The sequence below is a fragment of the Devosia sp. ZW T5_3 genome (assembly GCF_044987315.1).
GTDB lineage: Bacteria > Pseudomonadota > Alphaproteobacteria > Rhizobiales > Devosiaceae > Devosia.
Map to the genome: position 1 here is coordinate 1 of NZ_JBJDRE010000018.1, position 21,676 is coordinate 21,676.

At 62.2% G+C, this 21,676-nt stretch carries 20 protein-coding genes and 1 tRNA gene; 13 read left to right on the forward strand and 8 right to left on the reverse strand.

Annotated elements, in window-relative coordinates; all coding sequences use genetic code 11:
* Nucleotides 1-354: 354 nt before the first annotated feature.
* The gene (locus tag ACI3KW_RS19360; protein WP_404849454.1) at nucleotides 355-2,448 is read left to right on the forward strand and encodes a molybdopterin-dependent oxidoreductase; all 2,094 of its coding nucleotides are present in this window, start codon (nucleotides 355-357) and stop codon (nucleotides 2,446-2,448) included.
* A gap of 145 nt (nucleotides 2,449-2,593) precedes the next feature.
* Here the strand turns inward: ACI3KW_RS19360 and ACI3KW_RS19365 are convergent, their stop codons facing one another.
* Entirely contained in the window at nucleotides 2,594-3,358 is a 765-nt protein-coding gene (locus ACI3KW_RS19365) for a sulfite exporter TauE/SafE family protein (protein ID WP_404849455.1), read from the reverse strand.
* A 306-nt stretch (nucleotides 3,359-3,664) separates the two neighbouring features.
* Here ACI3KW_RS19365 and ACI3KW_RS19370 point away from each other — a divergent pair, with 306 nt between their 5' ends.
* The 3 genes from ACI3KW_RS19370 (at nucleotide 3,665) to ACI3KW_RS19380 (ending at nucleotide 5,033) form a co-directional block, all read left to right on the forward strand.
* The gene (locus tag ACI3KW_RS19370; protein WP_404849456.1) at nucleotides 3,665-4,105 is read left to right on the forward strand and encodes a glyoxalase superfamily protein; all 441 of its coding nucleotides are present in this window, start codon (nucleotides 3,665-3,667) and stop codon (nucleotides 4,103-4,105) included.
* A gap of 99 nt (nucleotides 4,106-4,204) precedes the next feature.
* Complete coding sequence (locus tag ACI3KW_RS19375; RefSeq protein ID WP_404849457.1) at nucleotides 4,205-4,840, forward strand: glutathione S-transferase N-terminal domain-containing protein; 636 nt, start codon at nucleotides 4,205-4,207, stop codon at nucleotides 4,838-4,840.
* Nucleotides 4,841-4,942: 102 nt separating this feature from the next.
* A tRNA-Ser gene (locus ACI3KW_RS19380) sits at nucleotides 4,943-5,033 on the forward strand.
* 127 nt (nucleotides 5,034-5,160) lie between these two features.
* On the opposite strand, the gene ACI3KW_RS19385 is transcribed toward ACI3KW_RS19380, so the two are convergent.
* Together ACI3KW_RS19385 and ACI3KW_RS19390 are read right to left on the reverse strand one after the other, a co-directional pair.
* Nucleotides 5,161-5,412 carry a GlsB/YeaQ/YmgE family stress response membrane protein gene (locus ACI3KW_RS19385; protein ID WP_113121616.1) on the reverse strand — a complete coding sequence of 84 codons (252 nt, stop codon included), beginning with the start codon at nucleotides 5,410-5,412 and terminating at the stop codon, nucleotides 5,161-5,163.
* 141 nt (nucleotides 5,413-5,553) lie between these two features.
* Nucleotides 5,554-6,036: an SRPBCC family protein gene (locus ACI3KW_RS19390; protein ID WP_404849458.1), complete on the reverse strand. Its 483-nt coding sequence runs from the start codon at nucleotides 6,034-6,036 to the stop codon at nucleotides 5,554-5,556.
* Nucleotides 6,037-6,342: 306 nt separating this feature from the next.
* Here ACI3KW_RS19390 and ACI3KW_RS19395 point away from each other — a divergent pair, with 306 nt between their 5' ends.
* The 3 genes from ACI3KW_RS19395 to nagA are packed head-to-tail and all read left to right on the forward strand — an operon-like array spanning nucleotide 6,343 to nucleotide 9,322.
* A complete protein-coding gene (locus ACI3KW_RS19395) occupies nucleotides 6,343-7,131 on the forward strand; it encodes a GntR family transcriptional regulator (protein ID WP_404849459.1) in 789 nt (262 codons plus the stop codon).
* Nucleotides 7,128-8,156 carry an SIS domain-containing protein gene (locus ACI3KW_RS19400; protein WP_404849460.1) on the forward strand — a complete coding sequence of 343 codons (1,029 nt, stop codon included), beginning with the start codon at nucleotides 7,128-7,130 and terminating at the stop codon, nucleotides 8,154-8,156. Before ACI3KW_RS19395 ends, ACI3KW_RS19400 begins: the two co-directional genes overlap by 4 nt.
* Nucleotides 8,153-9,322 (forward strand): N-acetylglucosamine-6-phosphate deacetylase, encoded by a 1,170-nt coding sequence (gene nagA / locus ACI3KW_RS19405; RefSeq protein WP_404849461.1) that lies wholly within the window; start codon nucleotides 8,153-8,155, stop codon nucleotides 9,320-9,322. The genes ACI3KW_RS19400 and nagA overlap by 4 nt, the downstream gene beginning before the upstream one ends.
* On the opposite strand, the gene ACI3KW_RS19410 is transcribed toward nagA, so the two are convergent.
* The gene (locus tag ACI3KW_RS19410) at nucleotides 9,319-10,062 is read right to left on the reverse strand and encodes an SDR family oxidoreductase (protein WP_404849462.1); all 744 of its coding nucleotides are present in this window, start codon (nucleotides 10,060-10,062) and stop codon (nucleotides 9,319-9,321) included. The genes nagA and ACI3KW_RS19410 overlap by 4 nt on opposite strands.
* 442 nt (nucleotides 10,063-10,504) lie before the next feature.
* Between ACI3KW_RS19410 and ACI3KW_RS19415 the strand changes: the two genes are divergently transcribed.
* Together ACI3KW_RS19415 and ACI3KW_RS19420 are read left to right on the forward strand one after the other, a co-directional pair.
* Nucleotides 10,505-11,902 (forward strand): hypothetical protein, encoded by a 1,398-nt coding sequence (locus ACI3KW_RS19415; RefSeq protein ID WP_404849463.1) that lies wholly within the window; start codon nucleotides 10,505-10,507, stop codon nucleotides 11,900-11,902.
* A gap of 344 nt (nucleotides 11,903-12,246) precedes the next feature.
* Nucleotides 12,247-14,001, forward strand: coding sequence for an OmpA family protein (locus ACI3KW_RS19420; RefSeq protein ID WP_404849464.1), 1,755 nt, complete (start codon nucleotides 12,247-12,249; stop codon nucleotides 13,999-14,001).
* Nucleotides 14,002-14,171: 170 nt separating this feature from the next.
* Here the strand turns inward: ACI3KW_RS19420 and ACI3KW_RS19425 are convergent, their stop codons facing one another.
* Together ACI3KW_RS19425 and ACI3KW_RS19430 are read right to left on the reverse strand one after the other, a co-directional pair.
* Nucleotides 14,172-15,113, reverse strand: coding sequence for an alpha/beta fold hydrolase (locus tag ACI3KW_RS19425; RefSeq protein ID WP_404849465.1), 942 nt, complete (start codon nucleotides 15,111-15,113; stop codon nucleotides 14,172-14,174).
* A gap of 53 nt (nucleotides 15,114-15,166) precedes the next feature.
* On the reverse strand, nucleotides 15,167-17,194 hold the full coding sequence (locus ACI3KW_RS19430; protein ID WP_404849466.1) for a transglycosylase SLT domain-containing protein: 2,028 nt from the start codon (nucleotides 17,192-17,194) through the stop codon (nucleotides 15,167-15,169).
* Between the two features lie 248 nt (nucleotides 17,195-17,442).
* Here ACI3KW_RS19430 and dapA point away from each other — a divergent pair, with 248 nt between their 5' ends.
* Together dapA and smpB are read left to right on the forward strand one after the other, a co-directional pair.
* Entirely contained in the window at nucleotides 17,443-18,318 is an 876-nt protein-coding gene (gene dapA, locus ACI3KW_RS19435) for a 4-hydroxy-tetrahydrodipicolinate synthase (RefSeq protein ID WP_404849467.1), read from the forward strand.
* Nucleotides 18,319-18,323: 5 nt separating this feature from the next.
* A complete protein-coding gene (gene smpB, locus ACI3KW_RS19440) occupies nucleotides 18,324-18,821 on the forward strand; it encodes an SsrA-binding protein SmpB (protein WP_052153155.1) in 498 nt (165 codons plus the stop codon).
* 6 nt (nucleotides 18,822-18,827) lie between these two features.
* On the opposite strand, the gene ACI3KW_RS19445 is transcribed toward smpB, so the two are convergent.
* The gene (locus ACI3KW_RS19445) at nucleotides 18,828-19,532 is read right to left on the reverse strand and encodes a hypothetical protein (RefSeq protein WP_404849468.1); all 705 of its coding nucleotides are present in this window, start codon (nucleotides 19,530-19,532) and stop codon (nucleotides 18,828-18,830) included.
* A 56-nt stretch (nucleotides 19,533-19,588) separates the two neighbouring features.
* On the opposite strand from ACI3KW_RS19445, the gene ACI3KW_RS19450 reads away from it, so the two are divergent.
* Nucleotides 19,589-20,350: a DUF1007 family protein gene (locus ACI3KW_RS19450; protein ID WP_404849469.1), complete on the forward strand. Its 762-nt coding sequence runs from the start codon at nucleotides 19,589-19,591 to the stop codon at nucleotides 20,348-20,350.
* Nucleotides 20,351-20,375: 25 nt separating this feature from the next.
* Here the strand turns inward: ACI3KW_RS19450 and ACI3KW_RS19455 are convergent, their stop codons facing one another.
* Nucleotides 20,376-20,969: an NYN domain-containing protein gene (locus ACI3KW_RS19455; protein ID WP_404849470.1), complete on the reverse strand. Its 594-nt coding sequence runs from the start codon at nucleotides 20,967-20,969 to the stop codon at nucleotides 20,376-20,378.
* Nucleotides 20,970-21,229: 260 nt separating this feature from the next.
* Between ACI3KW_RS19455 and rpoZ the strand changes: the two genes are divergently transcribed.
* Nucleotides 21,230-21,598, forward strand: a complete 369-nt coding sequence (gene rpoZ, locus ACI3KW_RS19460) for a DNA-directed RNA polymerase subunit omega (protein ID WP_035097740.1) — start codon at nucleotides 21,230-21,232, stop codon at nucleotides 21,596-21,598.
* The last annotated feature ends 78 nt before the right edge of the window (nucleotides 21,599-21,676 follow it).

Sequence of the window (21,676 nt, forward strand, 5' to 3'; positions counted from 1 at the left end):
CCCGCATACTCCCTCCATCTTCCGGGTTACGGGCGGCGCTGCAGCGACGAGCGTCCGGGAGCCAGCCGGGGGAGGGGAGGTCGCGCTCCGCTCCGGGTCGAGCGGACGAGGCAATCGGGCGGGAGCTACGGCGAGCGCTGGGGCCTGCGATCGCGCCGTCCGATAAAGTCCCGTCACCCCGAGGTGGCGTCCGCCTCATTTTTAAACCCATCACGAGGCGAAAGCCGTCTCGGGGTCCGTCCGTCCATCCGAGAACCGCGCCAGGCGGCGCTTCCGCACGCCCATCACGCCCCTTGATCCCGCGATCAAAACAATCGCTTGGACGCCCCTTCGCCCCTGCGCTATTTTGGTCCCATGAACAAACCAGTCGCCCTTCGCACCGCCCGTTCGGTTTGCCCGCATGATTGCCCCTCCGCCTGCGCGCTGGATGTGGACATCATCGACGACCACGCCATCGGCCGCGTCCGTGGCGCCAAGGACGATCCCTATACCGCCGGCGTCATCTGCGAAAAAGTCGCCCGTTACGCCGAGCGCATCCACCACCCCGATCGCCTGACCCATCCCCTGCGCCGCATCGGCCCCAAGGGCAGCGGCCAGTGGCAGCAGATCGGCTGGGACGAAGCGCTGGACGAAATCGCCGCCCGCTTCAGCCAGATCGAAGCCGAGCACGGCGCCGAGGCCATCTGGCCCTATTATTACGCCGGCACGATGGGCCATGTGCAGCGCGATGGCATTGATCGCCTCCGCGCCGCCAAGGGCTATTCCCGTCAATACGACACCATCTGCACCGGCACTGCCTGGCCCGGCTATATCGCCGGCACCGGCATGCTCGGCGGGGTCAATCCCGAGCAAATGGCCGAAAGCGATTGTGTCGTCATCTGGGGCACCAATGCGGTGCACACCCAGGTCAATGTCATGACCCATGCCATGCGGGCCAAAAAGGAGCGCGGCGCCAAGGTTGTCGTCATCGACATCTACGAAACCGCCACCATGGCCCAGGCCGATCTGGGCCTTGTCCTGCGCCCCGGCACCGATGGCGCCCTGGCCGTGGCCGTCATGCATATCCTGCTGCGCGACAATCTCGCCGACCGCGCCTATATGGCAAAATTCACCGATTTCGGCCCCGATTTCGAAGCCCATCTGGCCACCAAAGCCCCGGAATGGGCCGCCGAAATCACCGGCCTCAGCGTCGAGCAGATCACCCAATTTGCCCATCTCGTCGGCACCACGCCGCGTTCATACTTCCGCCTCGGCTATGGCTTCACCCGCCAGCGCAACGGCGCCACCGCCATGCATGCCGCTCTCTGCATCCCTGCGATGACCGGCGCCTGGCAGCATCGCGGCGGCGGTGCTTTCCATTCCAATTCGGGCACCTGGCAACTCGACAAATCCCGCATCACGGGCCCGCATCTGCAAAAGGGCGATCCGCGCTGGCTCGACATGTCCGAGATCGGCCCCATCCTCACCGGCAATGCCAAGGCGTTGAAAAACGGCGGCCCGGTCATGGCCATGATCGTGCAGAACACCAATCCCGCCTCGGTCGCCCCCGACCAAACTTTGGCGCGCCAGGGCCTGGCTCGCGAAGACCTGTTCCTTGTCGTCCACGAACAGTTCATGACCGAAACGGCCGAGCTGGCCGATATCGTCCTGCCCGCCACCATGTTCCTCGAGCACAACGATTATTACACCCGTGGCGGCCACACCCGGGTGCTCTATGGCCCCGCCGTTATCGAGCGTCCCGGCGAAACCCGTTCCAACCACGAAGTCATCAACGCCCTGGCGCTGCGTCTCGGCCTCGATGACGCGAGCTTCAAAACCGGCGACCGCGACCTCGTCGCCGAAACCTTCCACCGCTCCAATTATGGCGATCTCAACGAGATCGAAAAAACCGGCTTTGTCGATCGCGAACGCCCCGACGCCGTCGCCCGCTATGCCGATGGCTTCGCCTGGCCCGACAAGCGCTTCCGCTTTTCCGCCAATTGGCAGGGCGCCGCCGACAAGAAGGGCTATCTCTGGACCTGCGACCCCGCCGATATGCCGCGCTTTGCCGACCATTGGGACGTCATCGAACAGACCGACGCCGAACACCCGTTCCGCCTCGCCACCAGCCCGGCCCGGGCCTTCCTCAATTCGTCCTTCAACGAAACCCCGGGCAGCCAGAAGCGCGAAGGCGTCCCCTCGGTCTTCATCCACCCCGACGACGCCACGCGCCTGGGCATCGCGGAAGGCCAATTCGTCACCCTGGGCAATCGCCGCGGCAGCGTCCACCTCACCGCCCGCATCCGCACCGGTCTGCCCACCGGCGTCCTCATCGCCGAAGGCCTGCACCAAAACAAATCCCACCGGGGCGGCAAGGGCATCAACACCCTAACCAACGCCACCCCCGCGCCTCCCTTCGGCGGCGCCACCTTCCACGACGCGGCCGTCTGGATCAGAAAATCCGACTGACGCCGAACTATCAGTCGTCAACCCTCGCCCCTTGTGGGAGAGGGACAGATCATTCTGCGTTCAGCAGAATGATCAGGGTGAGGGGTTCTGCGTCATCCCATGCCAGAAGCCTAGAAGGGCACCTTCTCCCTCAAGGGGAGAGACTTCAGGCATAAGCCCCCCAAAAGAAATACCCGGTCATAAACACCCCATATACAATCACCGCTGCCCGGATCACTCCGGTCGGCACGCGATGCGCGTTGCGGGCCGCCAGATATCCACCCACGGTCACCCCCACCAGCGCGATGGAGCCATGATACCAATCGATCGATCCATTCAGCGCAAACCGCACCACAGCCACCAGCGCCACCAATGTGGAAATCCACAGCTTGAGCCCGTTCATGGCATGAATGTCGCTCATCCCCGCAGTGGCAAGAAACGCCAGCAGCAGGATTCCGAGACCCGCATTGAAGAACCCGCCATAGACGCAAACCCCGGCGAGGAACACCAGCAGCAGTACCGTCCCGGCCAGCTTCATCCCCCGCCGTCCGCCACTATGCGCCGCCACAAAGGCATTGAGCCGGTTGCCAAACGCAAACAGCAACACCGCGAACAGCATGAGCCAGGGCACGACCAGCGAGAATTGCTCGTCCGACACCACCAGCAGCAATTCGGCCCCAACCCAGCCGAAGATCACCGAAATGATGGAATAGAGCGCCAGCCGGTCCTTGTGCTTGGTTATGGCATGCCAGTAACCCACCGCGCCGCTGGCATAGCCGGGCAGGGCGGCATAGGTGTTGGATGCATTAGCGATCACCGGCGGCACCCCCACCGCCAGCAGCGCCGGAAACACGATGAACGAGCCGCCCCCCGCCAGCGAGTTCAACGCGCCACCCACCAGCCCCGCAATCAGCAACAATACTTCAAACACGCTATAGTCCTCCGCCTCCAGAAAGCCCTAGCCGCTGGAAAGGCCATTGCCCAACACATTTGTCTGATCCGCCCATCAGCCCGCTTGATGGCGCATCCCAGCCATGAAGTTGACAAACCGGGCGCAACGCCTCATCTGTCGGCAAGGTTACTGGCACCCGCCGCTCGCCGGAAAGCAATTTCCGATGGTGAAGTCCAGCTCGTTAAGCCAAGACATCCAGGAAACTGGTTCATCTTTGCGAGGCGCTTCATGGCAATGCGAGCTCCCGTGATTTGAGCAGCCTCATGCAAATGAGAGGACCTTTTCATGTCTTTTTCGCTCGATACTCCCAGCATTCAAACGCTGAAATCCGAAGCCAAGGCCTATCGCGACGAACGCGCCCGCACCGGTGAACCCATCACCCATGGCGCCGCGCTCGAATCCATCGCCAAGGCCCATGGCTATCGCGATTGGAACACCGCCCGCGCCATGTTGCCCGAACGCGTGGCCTCGCCCGTCCAGGTCGGCCACCGCGTCAAGGGCACTTACCTTGGCCAGAATTTCCGTGGTCTCGTCATTGGCGTCCAATTGCTCAGCGATATGCAGCACTACCAGGTGACCATCAAATTCGACGAGCCCGTCGATGTGGTTACCTCCGAGCTGTTCTCCGCCTTCCGCCAGCGCGTTACCGCCACGATTGGTATCAATGGCGTTTCGCCCGCCCATACCAGCAATGGCCATCCCCAGCTGCGGCTGTCGCGGGAATAGGGCTTTGACGCTTGTGGATGGCAGGGCTGCTTACCCCGGCCTTGCCATCCATCGTCTCCCGCCGATATATCTGCCCACACCTTAGTAACGGGACGTGCCATGACCACCCAGACCAAGCCGATCGAAGCCTATTCGCTGCCCACCCCGAACGGGCAGAAACTCCACATCATGCTCGAAGAGCTGGGCGTCCCCTACACCTATCACCGCATTGATATCGGCAAAGGGGAGCAATTCGCCCCCGATTTCCTCGCCATCTCGCCCAATAACAAAATCCCCGCCATCATCGATCCAGAAGGGCCGGGGGGCGAGCCGATCTCGATCTTCGAATCCGGCGCGATTCTGAAATATCTCGCCCTCAAATTCGGCAAGCTCTACCCCACCGACCAGCGTGCCCAGGTCAAGGTCGATGAATGGCTGTTCTGGCAGGTCGGCGGCTTCGGCCCCATGCTCGGCCAGAACCACCACTTCAATCTCTACGCGCCCGAAAAGCTGCCCTATGCACAAAAGCGCTATATCGACGAGACCAAGCGCCTCTATGGCGTGCTGAACAAGCAGCTCGAAGGCCGCGACTACATCGCCGGCGATTATTCCATCGCCGATATCGCCACCATCGGCTGGGCCCAGGGCTGGAAGAACCAAAGCCAGGACATCGAGGAATTTCCCAATGTGAAAGCCTGGATGGAGCGTCTGGCCGCCCGCCCCGCCGTCACCAGGGGCCTGCTCGTCGGCAAATAAACCTTCGGCGCCGCTCCCAGGGCGGCGCCATTCGCCATCTTCCACACCCATCGTCAGAAACCACTTGCCATCCAGGAACCTGCCCGCTATCCACCCCTTGTCGGAGAGGTGGCCGAGTGGCCGAAGGCACGCCCCTGCTAAGGGCGCAGATCTCAAAAGGGTCTCGTGGGTTCGAATCCCATCCTCTCCGCCACTTTCCCCTAGCTCTGTTTTGCCCCTTAGGATCTAGGCGCAGTATCGAGTCGAAGAGTCTCGGGACGGCGGCACGTCGACGAGGCTGACCCCGGGCAGACGCTCGGGGTCCAGTGCGATGACAAAACTCAGCGCGTAACGGCGCGGCCGATCGCGATGATGATGCAGGCGCCGATGAAGCCGGCAATCAGATAGCCGATCCACCCGCCAAACGAGATGCCCAATAGCCCGAGCACCAGGCTGGCGACGATGGCGCCGACAATGCCCAGAAGGATGTTCATGAGCAGCCCTGTATTGGTCTGCATGAACTGTTTGGCCAGCCACCCGGCAACACCGCCGATGATGATTGCCGCAAGCCAGCCTACACCGTCAAAACCCATTGTTTTCCTCCTCAAGAAAGGGACTCGACATCAAGGAGCCTGACATAATGGGCGCAGAAGGCAAGCTATGCGCGTATCTGGCCTAAGTGCAGCCTTTGCGGCCACAACCTTTGCTACGGCGTCACACAGCGTTGGTCCGCCTCAGATGCGCTTGACCAGTTCTTCCAACTGGTCGGTGCACATGCCCCATCCCTCATGGAACCCCATATCTTCGTGGCTTTTGCGGTCTTCCGCAGTCCAGTGGCGGGCGATCGCCGTGTACTGCGTCTTGCCGGCCTCTTCGGTGAAGGTCAGGATCACCGTCATGAACGGCTTGGCCGAGGGCTCCCAGTCCCCGATATAGGCATCGGTGAACACCAGCTTTTCGTTGGGCACGACCTCCACATATTGCCCTGGATTTGGATATTCGGTGCCGCTTTCGTCGGCCATCGTCACTACGCAGGCGCCACCGGCCCGCACATCCAGCACCGCCCTCGGCGTCGACCAGGGCTTGGGCGCAAACCATTGCGTCAGCAACTCAGGCTGCGTCCAGGCGGCATAGAGCTTCTCGCGCGGCGCATCGATCAGCCGGGTCAGCACGAGGTCGCGATTGGTGTCCTGGGTGGCGTTGGCTTGAGCAGTCATTTGGCAATCTCCGTGTGTCGCGGGTTCAAGCTATCGACGAGCCGCCTAGCGGCTTTTCGACAAAGCCATGCTCTTTTTTCTACTTTTTATCGCATCAACTGGCTTTTCGCCGGGTAATGCCAAAAAAATACCACTTCCGCACTCACTCTCGCCGGGGTGACGCTGGCAGCCTCACTTTGCCGAAACGACAAGGAATTATCCGCTTATGCCCGGCCAATCGCCCTCAGGAGTCATTTTTGGCTTGGTGAATGGTATTTTATTGGTATCTTGATGCGGGCAAGCGCTAGCGTCTTATGCGGGGGAGCCGTGGCTGACCTGACCAATAGTTTGTTTTTCGAGGGCCCGGTGGTCCTGCCCACTGGCGGCCCGCTTTATCTCCAGCTCAAGCGCTGGATCGAGGACGCCATCAACAAGGGCGCCATCAGCCCTGGCGATGCGCTGCCCTCCGAGCGCGATCTGGCGCTCAAGGTCGATGTGTCCCGCGTCACCGTCCGCAAGGCGGTGCTGCAACTGGTGCAGGATGGTGTTCTCGTGCAGCGGCACGGCTCGGGCACTTTCGTCGCCCCCCAGCCGCAGCGCGTCGAGCAATCGCTGTCCCAACTCACCTCCTTCACCGAAGACATGGCTCGCCGCGGCATGGCCGTGCGCTCCGAATGGCTTGATCGCGGCCTCTATCTTCCCTCGCCGGAGGAGACCGTTATCCTTGGCCTGTCGCCCGGCGAGCATGTCTCTCGCATCGCCCGCCTGCGGCTCACCGGCGATACCCCGCTAGCCATCGAGCGGGCGAGCCTCTCCGCCCGTGTGCTGCCGGATCCGGCTGTCGTTTCGGATTCGCTCTATAAGCTGCTCGAACGCTCCGGCAATCGGCCCATCCGTGCCATCCAGCGCATCCGGGCCGCCAATCTGGGCGCTGACGATGCCGATCTGCTGCAGGTTGCCCCCGGCTCGGCCAGCCTCAATATCGAGCGCACATCCTATCTGGCCTCTGGCCGGGTTATCGAATTCACCCGCTCCATCTACCGGGGCGATACCTATGACTTCGTCGCCGAACTGCGGATCGGAGACACGCCGTCCACTGGAGCCTCCAAACCATGACGAACCAGACCCATATGCGCCGCGAGATCGATGAGATCCCGAGCGCCGTGGCCAATTTCCTCGACAAGAGCGCGCCGGTCATCACCGCCGCTGCCGCCGCTCTGCGCGATCGGGACCCCTCTCTGGTCGCCACCGTGGCGCGCGGCTCGTCCGACCACGCCTCTACCTATCTCAAATATGCCATCGAACTGACGCTGGGCTTGCCGGTGGCCTCCATCGGTCCCTCGATTGCCTCGATCTACAACAAGCAGCTCCGGCTTGATCGCGCGGTGGCCATCGCCATTTCCCAGTCCGGCAAAAGCCCCGACATTGTCGGCATGGCTCAATCCGCCAAGCGCGGTGGCGCTACTACGATTGCCATCACCAATACCGCCACCTCGCCACTGGCCGAAAGCGCCGATTTCACCATCGACCTGCATGCCGGCGTCGAAAAATCGGTTGCCGCGACCAAAACCTTCGCGTCCTCCATCGTTGCCGGCCTGGCTTTGCTAGCCGAGTGGAGCGGTGACGCCGACTTGTCCCGCGCCGTTCATGCTCTGCCGGAATCGCTGGCCGCCGCGGTTGCCTGCGACTGGTCCGAACTGATCGGCGCCCTTGATGGCCACAATGCGCTCTATGTCCTCGGGCGCGGTCCCGGCTGGGCCATCGCCAATGAAGCAGCGCTCAAGTTCAAGGAAACCTGCGGCGTCCAGGCCGAATCCTATAGCTCCGCCGAAGTGATGCACGGCCCGGTCTCCATCGTAACCCCGGGCTATCCCGTGCTGGCTTTGGCCGCCCGCGATGCCGCTGAACCCTCCGTCGCCGAAATGGCGCATAAGCTGGCCGGGCAGGGCGCCTTGGCCTTCCTTACCAGCGATCTGGCCGGCCCGGCCACGCGTCTGCCCTTCGCGGCCACCGGCCATCCCATCACCGACCCGCTGGCCCTCATCGTCTCCTTCTATGGCTTCGTTGAAGCGCTCGCCCGCCATCGCGGCCTCAACCCCGATGAGCCGCGCCTGCTCAAAAAGGTGACCGAGACGGTATGAGCGATCTTCTCGCGGTAACAGGCGCCAGCATTTTCGATGGGCACGATTGGCAGGACGACGCAGCCCTGCTGATCGAGTTCGGCCAAGTCAGTGGCATGATCGAGGCGAGTGCTGTTCCCACCAATGCCCAAACCGTCCATTTGGCCGGCGGCATGCTGGTGCCCGGCTTTATTGATCTGCAGGTCAATGGCGGCGGCGGCGTGCTGTTCAACAATGACCCCACGCTTGAGGGCATCCGCACCATCTGCGCCGCGCACGCCCAATTCGGCACCACCGCGCTCCTGCCCACGCTGATTACCGACACTGTCGAGGTCAATATCCGCGCCATCGCCGCCGGCGCCGCCGCAACCGCGCAGCGTGTCCCTGGCTTCCTGGGCCTTCACCTCGAGGGGCCCCACCTCTCCGTCGCCCGCAAGGGCACCCACGACCCGGCTTTAATCCGCCCAATGGATGAGGCCGATCTGGCCCGTCTGCTCGCCGCGCGCACTCAGGTGCCAAACCTACTCTGCACCGTCGCTGCCGAAACCGTCACCCCGGTCCAGATCGCGGCTTTGTCCGCCGCCGGTATCATAATCAGCATCGGTCATTCCGACGCGGGTGCTGCTATAACCGCCGCGGCCTTCACCGCCGGCGCCAGCATGGCCACCCATCTCTTCAATGCCATGAGCCAGCTCGGCAACCGCGAACCCGGCGTCGTCGGCGCCGTCCTTGCGCATGACACCGTCTTCGCCGGCCTGATCGCTGACGGCATTCACGTCCATCCCGGCTCGATCGACGTCGCGCTCCGCGCCAAATCCGGCCCCGGCCGCATCTTCCTTGTCACCGACGCCATGTCCCAAACCGGCACCGACATCAAGACGCTGACGCTGAATGGCCGAACGATCACCCGTTCCGACGGCGCCCTGCGCCTTGCCGATGGCACGCTGGCCGGCGCCGACCTCGATATGATCGACGCTGTCGAGTTCATGCACACCAGCATAGGCCTGCCCCTCGATGAGGCCTTGCGCATGGCCTCGCTCTACCCAGCTCAAGCCATGGGCATCGCCACGGACTATGGTCATCTCCGTCCCGGCGCGGTGGCAAACTTCGTCCACCTCGACGCCGATCGCCATGTCCGCTCCACCTGGATATCGGGCGCGCCAGTGTACCGGGCAGCCGGCCTTTAACCCCGCCCGATATACGGCATGGTCGTCGCCATCACGGTCATGAACTGCACATTGGCACTCAGCGGCAACCCGCTCATATAGAGCAGCGCATCCACCACGTGGGCCACATCGAATGTCGGCTCCGGCATGATCGTGCCATTGGCCTGCAGCGAGCCCGAATTCATGTGGCTGGTCATGTCCGTCGCGGCGTTGCCGATATCGATCTGCCCGCAGGCAATGTTGAATGCCCGCCCATCCAGCGAAATCGCCTTGGTCAGCCCGGTGATCGCGTGCTTGGACGTCGTATAGCTCGCCGCGCCCGGCCGGGGCGCATGCGCCGAGATCGAGCCATTGTTGATGATCCGGCCGCCCTGCGGGCTCTGGTCTCGCATCGCCCGAAATGCCTCGCGCGCGATATAGAAGGCGCCATTGAGGTTGGTATCGATCATTTCGCGCCAGGTCGGCACATCGATATCCCCGAAGGGCAGGGCCGGCGCAAAGCGCCCGGCATTGTTGAACACCACGTCTATATGGGGATGGTGCGCCCGCAGCCCGGTAAAGAAATGCGCCACCTGCGCCGGGTCCGTCACGTCGCATGTCGCCCAATAGGCGCCGGTTTCCGCCGCCACTGCTTCCAGGGCCTCCGCACGCCGTCCGCAGATCGCCACCCGGTATCCCGCCTTGGCGAAGCCGATCGCCGCCGCCCGGCCAATCCCCGAGCTACCCCCGCTGATAACAGCGACTTTGTCCTGATGTGTCATGCATATTCCCCGTTGCCGGCAGCGCGCTGCCCCATTGCGTCCCGATTTCGGCACATTCCCGCCACGGCATTGCGGCGACCTTATGGGCGGCGTGAAAGCCCGCCAAGGGCATAACTTTGCCCGTTTATGACGGCAAGAGCCTGTTAACCCCTTCAAAAGATAGAAAATTTAACCCCGGATTCACCCGCCTTAACGAGTGGTTACCGCCTGTGTGCTGAATCTGCAACATTGGGGGTGCAACCATATTGTGGCGGCCCCAAAACCGGCTTTGTTCGATTGCGTCCAAAGTTTGCATGCGTAGAGTGGGTCTTGCGAATCCATGCATGGGATCGTTTGTCGGTCGCAACGCGACGGCAACACACTGCACCACGATAGTGTGGTCGCGTTACGGCAAACCGCTGGGTAACCGGCACCAAGAATGACTGACTTTGGAGGTCAAATAATGAAACTCAAGAGCCTTATCCTCGGTTCTATTGCCGCCGCTGGTCTCTCGACCGCTGGCTATGCAGCCGATCTGGGCGTGCTGACGTCGCTGGACGTCTGCGACTCGCTCGGCATTTCGGGCCTGACGATCTCGTCGGACACCAACTGCCTGCAGATCTCGGGCGGCGTGAAGTATGAATTCTACTGGGGCGACTACAAGGACGAGCCAGTTCTGGGCGTTGTTGGTCTGACCGACAATATCCTGGGCACCGGCGGTAACATCAACACGATTGGTGCCGGTTCGGACGTTGACGGTGAATTGGATTGGCGCTCGAAGACCCAGGCTTGGCTGAAGTTCGTCGGCTCGGCTGACAGCGATTTTGGTACCGCCAAGGCCGTGTTGCGGCTGGAACTGAACGATCGCTATGACGTGCAGAACGAAGGCCCGATCGATCCTCACGGCGACAACCTCGACGAAGACGCAAGCAAGCTGATCAGCGAAGCTTACGTCTCTGTTGGTGACTCGACCGTCCTGATGGCCGGTAAGAAGAGCACCATCGGTAACTTCGGTGACTCGCAGCCTTTCAACTTCCTGCGTACCTTCGGCTACAACGAAGTTGACAACGGCATCCTGCTCGAAGGCGACGAAGACGGCTTCGGCGGTCACGTGATCCAGGTCGTTTCCGATCTCGGCAACGGCGTGTCGGTCGGCGTCGGCCTCGAAAACCTCGATGGCGGCTGGGACTATGACGCCGAGGACGATGGCATCCTTGAGCGCACTGGCTCTGAACTGGCTGGTACTCTTGTCGGTGTCGTCAGCTATGCTGGTGAAGCCGTCACTGCTCACCTGACCGGTTTCACCGGCGGCATCCTCGATGGCGAAGCTGACTTCTACGGCCTGCATGCTGGTGCCACCGGCACCTTCGAGCAGTTCAAGGTCCGCGCAGCCATCGGCTACCTGCAGAACGAGATCCTCGACGATTCCAAGCTGCATGCCCTGATTTCGGCTGAAGCCGGCTTCGATATGTTCACCGTCGCTCTGTCGGGTGAATTCGTTGACGCCTATGGCGACGAAGGCTACGGCCTCGGCGGTTCGGTTGGCGCTACCATCACCGATGGTATCAAGATCAACCTCGGCAGCCGTTGGTTCCACGATGACTCGCTCGATGTGGACACCGTTCAGGTTGCGGCTCAGCTCGTTGCTGCCGTCACCGAAACCATCGAAGTTACCGGCGAAGTTGGTGGCTACTTCGGCGACGCCGTTGAGCTCAACAACCCGGGCGTCGATAGCATTGGCTACGCCGCTCTCGGCCTGAAGTGGGCTCCTGGCGGTGGTTTCACCTCCAGCCTCAAGGGCGAAGCGACCACCGAAAGCGCCTACAAGGTGTCGTTCACTGCCGAGAAGACCTTCGACTAATCGTCGATCCTTCTTATGGATTGGGAAAGGCCCGGCTCTGCCGGGCCTTTCTTTTTGTCGCGCGCTCACTCCCTCTTAGGGTTGACGTCTTCGGCGGCCATTCTCACGCACCGTCATTGCGCCTACCCACAGTGTCATTCCCCGGCAGGCGGGAGCCTCCGTTTCATTCCCGAGCGCTAGACGGGACATGATTCGCCGCTTCGCTCATCTCCTGCCATCCCACCGCGTTCAACATCTGAATCTCACATAAAATCCAATCACTTAACCCACGCATTTTCGTTCCAAAGCCAGACGAAATGCTCTAGGTTTGCCGCCAATTGCGGAACTCTCTTTTTGGAACGGGCATGATCAAGGACCTCATCAAATGGGTCGCGCCGGGGCTAGCCATGGCTCTGGCGACAACAGCCATTTGTCTCACGAGCGCAGCCGCGAATGATGGTGCCCGGCGCCTTGATCCTGCCCCGCTCATTCTGGCGCAACTCCAGTCCGGTGGCAGTATCGTCACCCTGGATGCGCCGCGCGTTGCCGATTATTGGGTAAGCGCCACGCTGCAGCCCGGTGGGACCATCGTCTTCGACGGCTACGCGCCTGACGATGCTACCCGGCAAGCCCTGCGCCAGTTCCAGGGCGCTGATATTTCGTGGCTCAAATTGGGGAGCGGGGCGCCCGGCAATTATCGACCAGCTGTCGACTTTGGCCTTTCGGTGCTGGCGCGCATGAGCGAGGGCCGCTTCGCCCTGCGCCAGAACGTCATTACGATCAGTGGCATAGCCCGTTCCAGCGCCGATTATCAGGCCCTCCGCAACGCCGTCTCCGCCGGTACGCCGCAAGGCCTCGTTCTTGCCCAAGCCGAGATCACCGCGGCCGTAGCCACCAATTTCGCCTGGACCGCCGCGAAATCTACCGATGGTGCCGTCATGCTGTCCGGGTCCGTGCCCAGCCCGGATGATGAGGCCGCACTGGTGGCCAGAGCTGGGGCCAATGCGCGCACAGGCATGACCTACGCCTCTGGAGCACCCAACGGCTTCAGCGGATCGGCACAAACCGGCCTGGCTTTGCTGCAGCGTCTGTCCGAGGGCAAGATTGAGCTGCAGGGCTCCGCCTGGACATTGACCGGCACAGCGAAATCGCCGGAGGACAAGGCCGCCATCGAAGCCGAGTTCACCAGCAAGCGGCTTGCCGCCGCCGGTTGGTCCATGGCCATAGCTGCACCCGCGGCCATTGTCGCAACCGCTGCGCCGGTCGTTACGCCAACTGCGCCCGAGTCTCCCCCCGAGCCCGCGGCTGAAGCGCCGGCACCAGATCCAGAGCAGAATCCCGTAACTATCGACCCCGCCTATACCTTCTCGGCAACGCGCGCTGAAGGACAGACTGTCCTGAGCGGCCAGATTCCCTCCGACGCCGATCTGCAGGCGCTTGCCACCCAGACCGGCGGTTCCATCGACGCTCTCTCTGTCGCCCCCGGCGCCCCGGACGATTTTGTCGCCAATGCCCAACTCGGCCTGCAGCAACTAACCCGACTGACCGATGGACGGCTGAACTACAGCGCCGATGCCTGGACCTTGTCCGGCACCGCGCCCGATAGCGTCACAGCCGAGGCCATCAAGACCGCCATCGCCGCCGCGACGAACCCCGCCGAATGGACGGCCACTATCGCCATTCCCGAACCAGTCGCCGTTCCCGCGGTCGCCGCTCCCGTAACACCGTCGACCGGCACCGCTGACGTCGCCGCCTGTGTGGCGCCGCTTGCCGATTTCTCGGCCCGCAACGCCATCCTCTACCAATCCGGCGCCGCCATTATCACTGCGGAGTCCGAACCCGCACTTGATGAACTGGCCGCCGACCTCTCTGCTTGCCCCGATGCCGTCGTACACATCGAAGGCCATACCGATGCGGATGGCGATGAAGCCTCAAACCTGGCCCTATCGGTAGCTCGTGCCGAGGCCGTCATCGCCGCCCTGATCACCCGCGGCGTTAATCCAGACCGGCTCTATGCGGTCGGCTATGGCGAATCCAGCCCGATCGCCGACAACGAAACGCCCGCCGGCAAGCGCCTGAACCGCCGCATCGTCGTTACCGTGCTGCCGGAGCATTATTAGGAGCGCTAGGACCAATCGACTTTCACTCAGGCTGAGCCGAACCGAAGGTCCGCGCCAGCGAATATGGTGGTTTTCGAGAACCGGCGCGCAGCGTACTTTTGGGTACGTGAGCACCGGAAGCGCAGAAAACCTCCATTTGCAGGCGAGCATCAGTTGAATGTCGATTGGTCCTAAGCCGCGCGGCCCAACGCCGCTCGGCTGGTGCGAATGACGAAGTCGGCAACAGCCTCGATCTCATCGCGCTGATCGAATAGGGCAGGCGAGCCTTGCCCGGCAATGGTCAGCGCGAGGGCGTCAGGCCGCCGTCGCTGCATCTCGTCGAAGGTCTCGCGGCGCAATTGATCGGTCAATTGTGTGCGCAGCAACATCAGCGGCGCGCAGCGCAGCGCGTCGAACAGCGGCCATTGCGCCACGAGAACATCGTCGAAATTGATGCTGCTGAGCGCCTCGATCAGCCGCGCATCGTAAAGCGGTCGGGCCCGCCCACGACGATCGATCACATGGCTGCGCCCCATCAGCCCATCCAGCCGCGCTTCCGGCAGACCCGGATAATCCCCGCTCAGCATGCGGCGGAACCCCGCAGTCACGAACTTGCCGCCGCGCAGACTTTCGACATGCTTGAGATTACTGCGCAGCCGCACAATGCCGCGTGAATCCGTCACCGGCCCCGCGTCTAGCAGCACCGTTCCGGCCACGAGCAGCGGATGGTCCTTCGCCAGCGCCATGGCCACCTGTCCACCATGCCCCTGGCCCAAAATCACCGCCTGTTCGATCCCCAATGCCGGCAATATGCTGGCAACGTCCCGCGCATCGGCCAGTGAGCTATAATCTTGGGGCCGCGCCCGATCGTCGGCGCGCCCGCGGCCCGGCAGGTCCAGCAACACCACCGGCCAATTGCCGCCGCCCATGCGCTGGAAATAGGCCGCGAACTCGGTGAAGTCGCTCATATTGCGCTGATAACCGGGGATGCACACCACCGGCAGCCGCTGGCTGGAAAGCCGCCCCGAAATATGGACCGCCGCCCGCAAATGCCCGGCCGACACGCTCACCCGGGTCACTGGCAGGGCTGCGAAAGCGGGATGATCGTCGGGAATTGTGCGTTTGCGGGCCATGGCCATCATTTAGGGAAGGGGCCGCATTGGCCTCAAGCGAAATCCGGCATTCATTACCGGATTGTCCGCAACGCTTCTTGCAGCGTCAGCCCGCCATCGCCCAGCCGCTCGCGATAGACCAGGTAATTGCCCAGCACGCGCTGCACATATTTCCGCGTCTCCTGGAAGGGGATCAGTTCCACCCAGATCACCGGATCGACATTCTCGGCGCGCGGATCGCCATAGGCGGCAATCCACTTGTTCGCATTGCCCGGCCCCGCATTATAGGCCGCCGCCGCCAGGACCAGCGAGCCGTCATACCGCTCCAATTGCGTGCCGAGATAGGTCGAGCCCAACAGCGCATTGTAAGCGGCGTCGCTTATCAACCGGCTGGCCGAATAGTCGACTCCCACCTTGCCGGCCACTTCCTTGGCGGTGCCGGGCATCAGCTGCATCAACCCGCGCGCTCCGGAGGAGGAGATCGCGTCGAGCTGAAACATCGATTCCTGCCGCGCAATGGCATAGACTGCGGCCCGGTCGGCCGCCAATTGGGCGTCGGCGGGCAAGCCATCTTTGGGAAAGCTAAACAGATCCAGCGGTACGCCCAGCTTGTCGGCCGCATCGGCAATCAGAATTGCAACATTGTGGGCGCCGATTTCCTGCGCCAGCCGCGCCGCTAGCAACAACTCGCCGCCGCTCTTGAGCCCCTCGCCATAATAGCGCAGCAGCGGCACGGCCATGCTCTGCCGCCCATTGGCCGCGAGCAGGCGAATGGCCCGTACGATCGGGTTGGCATTGAACAGGCTTTCGCTGTCCTGCCAGCGGGGCAGGGGGCGGATTTCCACGCCCTTGTGCCCCAGCTCCGCCCGCGCCAATTGCCCATAATAGACATTGCCATAGCGCGCCGCCGCCTCATAAGCCGCCTTGGCTCCGGCGGAGTCACCCAGCTTGGTGTTGGCCCGCGCCAGCCAGTAATTGGCCTGGCTCACCGTGTCGGGCAGGGTGGCTAGGGCCTTTTGTGCGGTAAAATGCTGCTTGGCCGCCGCCGCGTCATCAAGAAATGACAGGGCGATCCAGCCCGCATGGAATTGCGCTTCCACCACGCGACCATCCGGCCCCTTGGTATAGCCGGAAGCCGTCTGATAGGCGAGTTTGGGCTGCCCTGCATTGAGCAATTGGCGGATCAGCGCGCGCCGCTCATACCACCACTCGGCCGCATCCGGCAGCTCGGCCGGCGCCTTGTTGAGCCAGTCGACGGCGCTCTGCCATAGCTCGAATTGCCGCGCCCGCTGTGCTCGCGAAAAGATAAAGACCGGGTTGGACTGCATCGAGGGATCGACGCTATCGAGTTGCTTTTTGGCATCGGCATCATTGCGCGACACGGCCGCCCGCGCCACCACCAGCGATCTCTGCGCCGGGCTCAAAAACTCCAGCAGTCGCTCGCTGGCCTGCGCCCGATCATGCATCATCAAATGCATCGCCCGCGCCCAATGCGTGTCGCGATCGATCAGGGTGCCGAGCTTGTCCAGCACGGCCTTTTCCTGCTCCGGGGTCAAAAAATTGTCGATCCAGATGCTGTGGGCCAGCCGCGTTGCCCGCTCCTTCTGCCCCTCGGCCAGATAGGCCGAAGCCAGCATTACCTGGGCCTCGATCGTATTGGGCACCGCCCCGCCCAACGCCGCAATGACATCGGCATCGGTAGGCTCGGCCTTGAGTAACGCCTGCTCAATCCGCGTCCGATAAACACTGCTGGCCGCAAAATCAGGCGCGTCCGCAGCAAAACGCTGCACCGAATGATAATCGACTTTGCCGGGATTGAAGTAGATCGCCGCCCATTGCACCGTGCGTCGCTCAAGCGCATCGGGCAGGGCGCGGGCTGCCTGATAGGCGCCAGCCGCATCGTTGCTGCCCAGCAGGTCCAGCGCTGCGCGGAATGCCACAGAGCCCTTATTGTCCGGGGCAGGCGTCGTCGTTCCGCTCCCAATCGAGCCGGTAACCACATTATCAATGGTGTCATTGGCCACGATCACATCGGCCACTGGGGTTATGCTTAAAACGCCCAGCGCCGCTGCAATGAGGCCCGCTCGAAAGCTGTGTCCCATCTGCCGTCCTGCTGCTCACATTCAATCAGCCGGCAAGAACCCCCATCCTTGCGGTTAACTCAAAGTTACCCCATCTGGGTAAACATCAGGTTGCCGCCGCCCGTCAGATGCCGGTCATGTCGCTGCCGCCTTGTGATGGCATGCAATAAAAACTATGGTGCGCCACTCAAATCAGCCGCTATCAAACGGCTATGACACTCCGCCACGGCTGAACTGTGGCATTCACCAAACCGAGGAATAACAGGCAAATGCTCAGAGGATCGATTACGGCACTCATCACTCCCTTCGTTAATGGGGCAGTGGACGAGAAAGCCTTCTCGAGCTTTGTCGATTGGCAGATCGCGGAGGGCACACACGGCCTGGTTCCGGTTGGCACCACGGGCGAAAGCCCCACGGTCAGCCACGAGGAACATCGCCGCGTCGTCGAAATCTGCGTCGAAGTCGCCAATAAGCGCGTTCCGGTAGTCGCCGGCGCCGGCTCCAACTCGACTGCTGAAGCCGTCTCGCTGGCCCGCTTCGCCGAAGAAACCGGCGCCGATGCCGTGCTCTCCGTCGTGCCCTATTATAACAAGCCTAACCAGGAAGGGCTGTTCCAGCACTTCTCGGCCGTGGCCAGTGCCGTGGGCATTCCGGTCATTCTCTACAGCGTACCCGGCCGCACCACCGTCGACCTCACCGTCGACACCATCGCGCGCCTGGCAGAGGCGCATTCCAATATCATTGGCGTCAAGGACGCGACGGCCAATATGGAGCGCGCCAGCCTGCAGCGCGCCAAGCTCGGCAAGGATTTTATCCTGCTGTCCGGCGATGACAGCTCGGCGCTGGGCTTCAACGCCCATGGCGGCCATGGCTGTATCTCGGTCACCGCCAATATTGCCCCGCGCCTCTGCTCGCGGCTGCAGGAGCTCTCGCTCGCCGGCGATTTCAAGGGCGCATTGGCCATTCAGGACAAGCTGTCTTACCTGCACAAGGACTTGTTCATGGAGCCCAATCCCGCGCCGGCAAAGTATGCCGCCAACCGGCTCAACCTCTGTGCCAACGAGCTGCGCCTGCCGCTTTTGCCGATCAGCAAGCCAACGCAAGAGGCGATGGACTTTGCATTGAGCCATGCAGGACTTATCTAACCTTTATGGCCAGCAAGAACGACAAATCCAAGAACGGTGTAATCAGCCACGGCCTCGTGGCTGAAAACCGCCGCGCGCGCTACGATTACGAGATCATCGACACCCTCGAGGCCGGCCTTGTGCTGACCGGCACCGAGGTTAAATCGTTGCGTCTGGGCAAAGCCCAGATCACCGAATCCTACGCCTCGCCCGAAAAGGGCGAGCTGTGGCTGATCAACGCCCATATCCCCGAATATCTGCAGGCCAACCGCTTCAACCACGAAGAAAAGCGGCCCCGGAAATTGCTTGTGTCGCGCAAGCAACTGGCCCATCTCGGCCAGGAAGTCTCCCGCGCCGGCAATTCCATCGTGCCGCTCAAACTCTTCTTCAACGACCAGGGCCGCGCCAAAGTGCTGATCGGCCTGGGCAAGGGCAAGAAGAACTACGATAAGCGCGAAACCGAGCGCAACCGCGACTGGAACCGCGACAAATCCCGCATCATGAAAGAAGGCGGGCGCGGCTAGCGCCTGCTATTGCGAGGTCAGAGACTGCGCGGCGGCATGGCTCGCCCGCAGGATTTCACTCGCCTCGGCTGCGTCCTTCCCTTTCATCAGGAAGTCCACCTGGTAGAAAATGCCATTGGCCAGTGACGCACTGTGTCGGCAGGTCAGGCCCCAGCCGGCCTCTTTGGCCGGCGCGCAGCTTGCGGCGAGGCGGTCCCCGTCCACCAGCGTCTCCATATAGCTCCAGCCCGGCTGGTCATATGTCACGACCTCGCCTTCCACGTCGGCGGGTGATAGCTCGGCCGGGCGCAGCATTTGCGTACCCACGCCGGGAACGCTGCCCGAACGAAGCACCATCTGCACGATCTGCGCAGTGCCGGTGCCGTCGCGGCTTTCGCAGGCTGACAGCAGAAATCCTTCGCCGCTACAGGCCGCCCGTGCCAGATAGAACAGGTAGCGCAGCTGCACCGCCGGCAATGTGCCGGGGTTGGCTGCAAAGAAGCTCGCGCGACGCTTGCTGATCTCAGGGTCGTCGCTGAAGCCCATGGGCACGATCTGCCCGTCGAGATCAAAATCCACCACCAGATATTCAGCGATGGGGATCGTGATGGCCGTCTGGTTCATCGTCACCGCCAGCTCGGCGGCGATGGCGCCTGCGCCCCAAGCCGGCGCTATGGCACAAGCCATCAGCAGAGCGACCCCATGGCGGCGATATCGGCGCAGTCTTTTCAATGCTTGCAGCTCTGCTAAAGTCGACCGACCCGGCAAATCTATCTAGGGCAGAAGTGTTGCGTTTTCATGCCCTTTCATCGGGCCTCGCCCTGGCGGCGTTGCTGCTCACTTCTGGATGGGCTTTTGCACATCCCCATGTCTTCGTGGATGCGGAGACGACGATTGCCTTCGACGATGCCGGCAACGTCACGGCCATCGAGCATCGCTGGAGCTTCGATCGGGCAATTTCCGCCTGGCAAATCCAGGGTCTGGACACGAACGGCGACGGCAAGGTCAGCGGCGACGAGCTCTCGGATTTGACGCGCGATAGCATGGCGGATCTGGCCCGGCGCGAATTCTACACCTATGCCGGGGAGGGGGCGACCGATCTGCATTTCGAGATCGGCCCCGATGGCCGCATGTCCTATGTCGGCGGCCGGACCGTCCTCGAGTTCTCCCTCGTGCCGACCCAGGCCTATCGCATCGGCAAAGAGCTGGAGATAGCGGTCTACGATCCGGAATATTATGTGGCGCTCGGCCTGGACGACATTGCCGCGGTGACCTTGCGCAATGCTCCAGCCGGTTGCAGCGCGAGCCTGCGGCCCGCCAAGCAATTGCCCCCAGAGCTCGCCGATCAACTGAACGCTCTGCCCGCCGAAGTGACCGAACTGCCGCCCGAGCTTGGCGCAGTACTGCGCGGCATGCAGGGCGCCATCCTCATTCGTTGCGAGGAGGGCGAAGCACTGCCGCCCAGTGGTCAATCCACCGACTTTGACAATGCCCCGCCAGGCCTGCCATTCGGCCGCCCGGCGCATCAGCCGGTGCATCCAACACCCTGACGGGGGCTAGCTCACCGACGCCCGTTCAATCCGGGTCTGTTTCGTCATCCACCACCGGCACGACTGCTGGCGCAACCACCGGCCGTGTGCTCGGCGGGCGTCCCACACTCTTGGCGAGATCCGCCACATCGATGAAAAAGTCCGCCTGCCGGCGCAGATCGTCGGCAATCATCGGCGTCGAGGTGGTCAGCGTCGACACTACGGTCACGCGCTTGCCCTTGCGCTGCAGGGACGCCACCAGCGCGGTGAAGTCGCCATCACCGGAAAACAGCACCATGTGATCGTAATAGGGCGCCAGCTCCAGCGCATCGACGCAGAGCTCGATATCCATATTGCCCTTGATCTTGCGGCGGCCTGCCGCGTCGGTGAATTCCTTGGCGGGCTTCGTCACCACGGTGAAGCCGTTATAATCCAGCCAGTCGATCAATGGCCGGATCGAGGAATATTCCTGATCCTCCACAAGCGCGGTGTAGTAGTTGGCACGCAGTAAATAGGCCTTGCCGCTGAACTCGGTCAGCAATCGCCGATAGTCGATATCGACGCCGATGGCCTTGGACGTCGCGTAGAGATTGGCGCCATCGATGAACAATACAATTTTTTCGCGCGGATCAATGGGCATGATGAACTCCTGTACCCAGCAGCGAGGCTGCAAAATTACTTGCGCCCGATAGCGGGCAAAAAGCAGCTAAATTAAGTTCCGCGGCTCAATTTATCCGTCAAACTCGGTATTCGCACATTTGCTCTGGCCCCCGCAAGCGTTCTGCGCTCACCTTTTCGCCACTGGAAATCAGCCAATCCTGCACAAGTGCGTGCAAACCTTGTATCCTGATAACCTCTCGTGTATGGGAAGCGTTCATTCCATAAGTTTTGGAGACGTTCGTGGCCCGCGTCACCGTTGAAGACTGCATTGAAAAGATCGAGAACCGCTTCGATCTCGTCCTCATGGCTGCGCATCGTGCGCGCATGATTTCCTCCGGCGCTCAGATCACCGTATCCCGTGATAACGACAAAAATCCGGTCGTTGCCCTGCGTGAAATCGGCGACGGCGCCATTTCGCCGGAAGACCTGCGCGAAGACCTGATCCATTCGCTGCAGAAATATGTCGAAGTCGACGAGCCCGAGCAGCATGCTGCTCCGCTGATCGAAAGCGCCAATGGCGACGACTCGATCAATTTCGACACCATCAGCGAAGAAGAATTGCTGCGCGGTATCGAAAGCCTCGCGCCGCCGGAACGCCGCGACGATTGATCTGGCTTCAAGCTATCGTATAGGAGAGGGCGTTCGGATCACCGGACGCCCTTTTCATTTCTATCCCAACCGCTAAGC

Excerpts from the sequence above, each read along its gene's own strand:
- ACI3KW_RS19360 (WP_404849454.1), top strand. The coding sequence starts at position 355 with ATGAACAAACCAGTCGCCCTTCGCACCGCCCGTTCGGTTTGCCCGCAT.
- ACI3KW_RS19370 (WP_404849456.1), top strand. The coding sequence starts at position 3,665 with ATGTCTTTTTCGCTCGATACTCCCAGCATTCAAACGCTGAAATCCGAA.
- ACI3KW_RS19375 (WP_404849457.1), top strand. The coding sequence starts at position 4,205 with ATGACCACCCAGACCAAGCCGATCGAAGCCTATTCGCTGCCCACCCCG.
- ACI3KW_RS19385 (WP_113121616.1), bottom strand. The coding sequence starts at position 5,412 with ATGGGTTTTGACGGTGTAGGCTGGCTTGCGGCAATCATCATCGGCGGT.
- ACI3KW_RS19390 (WP_404849458.1), bottom strand. The coding sequence starts at position 6,036 with ATGACTGCTCAAGCCAACGCCACCCAGGACACCAATCGCGACCTCGTG.
- ACI3KW_RS19400 (WP_404849460.1), top strand. The coding sequence starts at position 7,128 with ATGACGAACCAGACCCATATGCGCCGCGAGATCGATGAGATCCCGAGC.
- nagA (WP_404849461.1), top strand. The coding sequence starts at position 8,153 with ATGAGCGATCTTCTCGCGGTAACAGGCGCCAGCATTTTCGATGGGCAC.
- ACI3KW_RS19410 (WP_404849462.1), bottom strand. The coding sequence starts at position 10,062 with ATGACACATCAGGACAAAGTCGCTGTTATCAGCGGGGGTAGCTCGGGG.
- ACI3KW_RS19415 (WP_404849463.1), top strand. The coding sequence starts at position 10,505 with ATGAAACTCAAGAGCCTTATCCTCGGTTCTATTGCCGCCGCTGGTCTC.
- ACI3KW_RS19420 (WP_404849464.1), top strand. The coding sequence starts at position 12,247 with ATGATCAAGGACCTCATCAAATGGGTCGCGCCGGGGCTAGCCATGGCT.
- ACI3KW_RS19425 (WP_404849465.1), bottom strand. The coding sequence starts at position 15,113 with ATGGCCCGCAAACGCACAATTCCCGACGATCATCCCGCTTTCGCAGCC.
- ACI3KW_RS19430 (WP_404849466.1), bottom strand. The coding sequence starts at position 17,194 with ATGGGACACAGCTTTCGAGCGGGCCTCATTGCAGCGGCGCTGGGCGTT.
- dapA (WP_404849467.1), top strand. The coding sequence starts at position 17,443 with ATGCTCAGAGGATCGATTACGGCACTCATCACTCCCTTCGTTAATGGG.
- smpB (WP_052153155.1), top strand. The coding sequence starts at position 18,324 with ATGGCCAGCAAGAACGACAAATCCAAGAACGGTGTAATCAGCCACGGC.
- ACI3KW_RS19455 (WP_404849470.1), bottom strand. The coding sequence starts at position 20,969 with ATGCCCATTGATCCGCGCGAAAAAATTGTATTGTTCATCGATGGCGCC.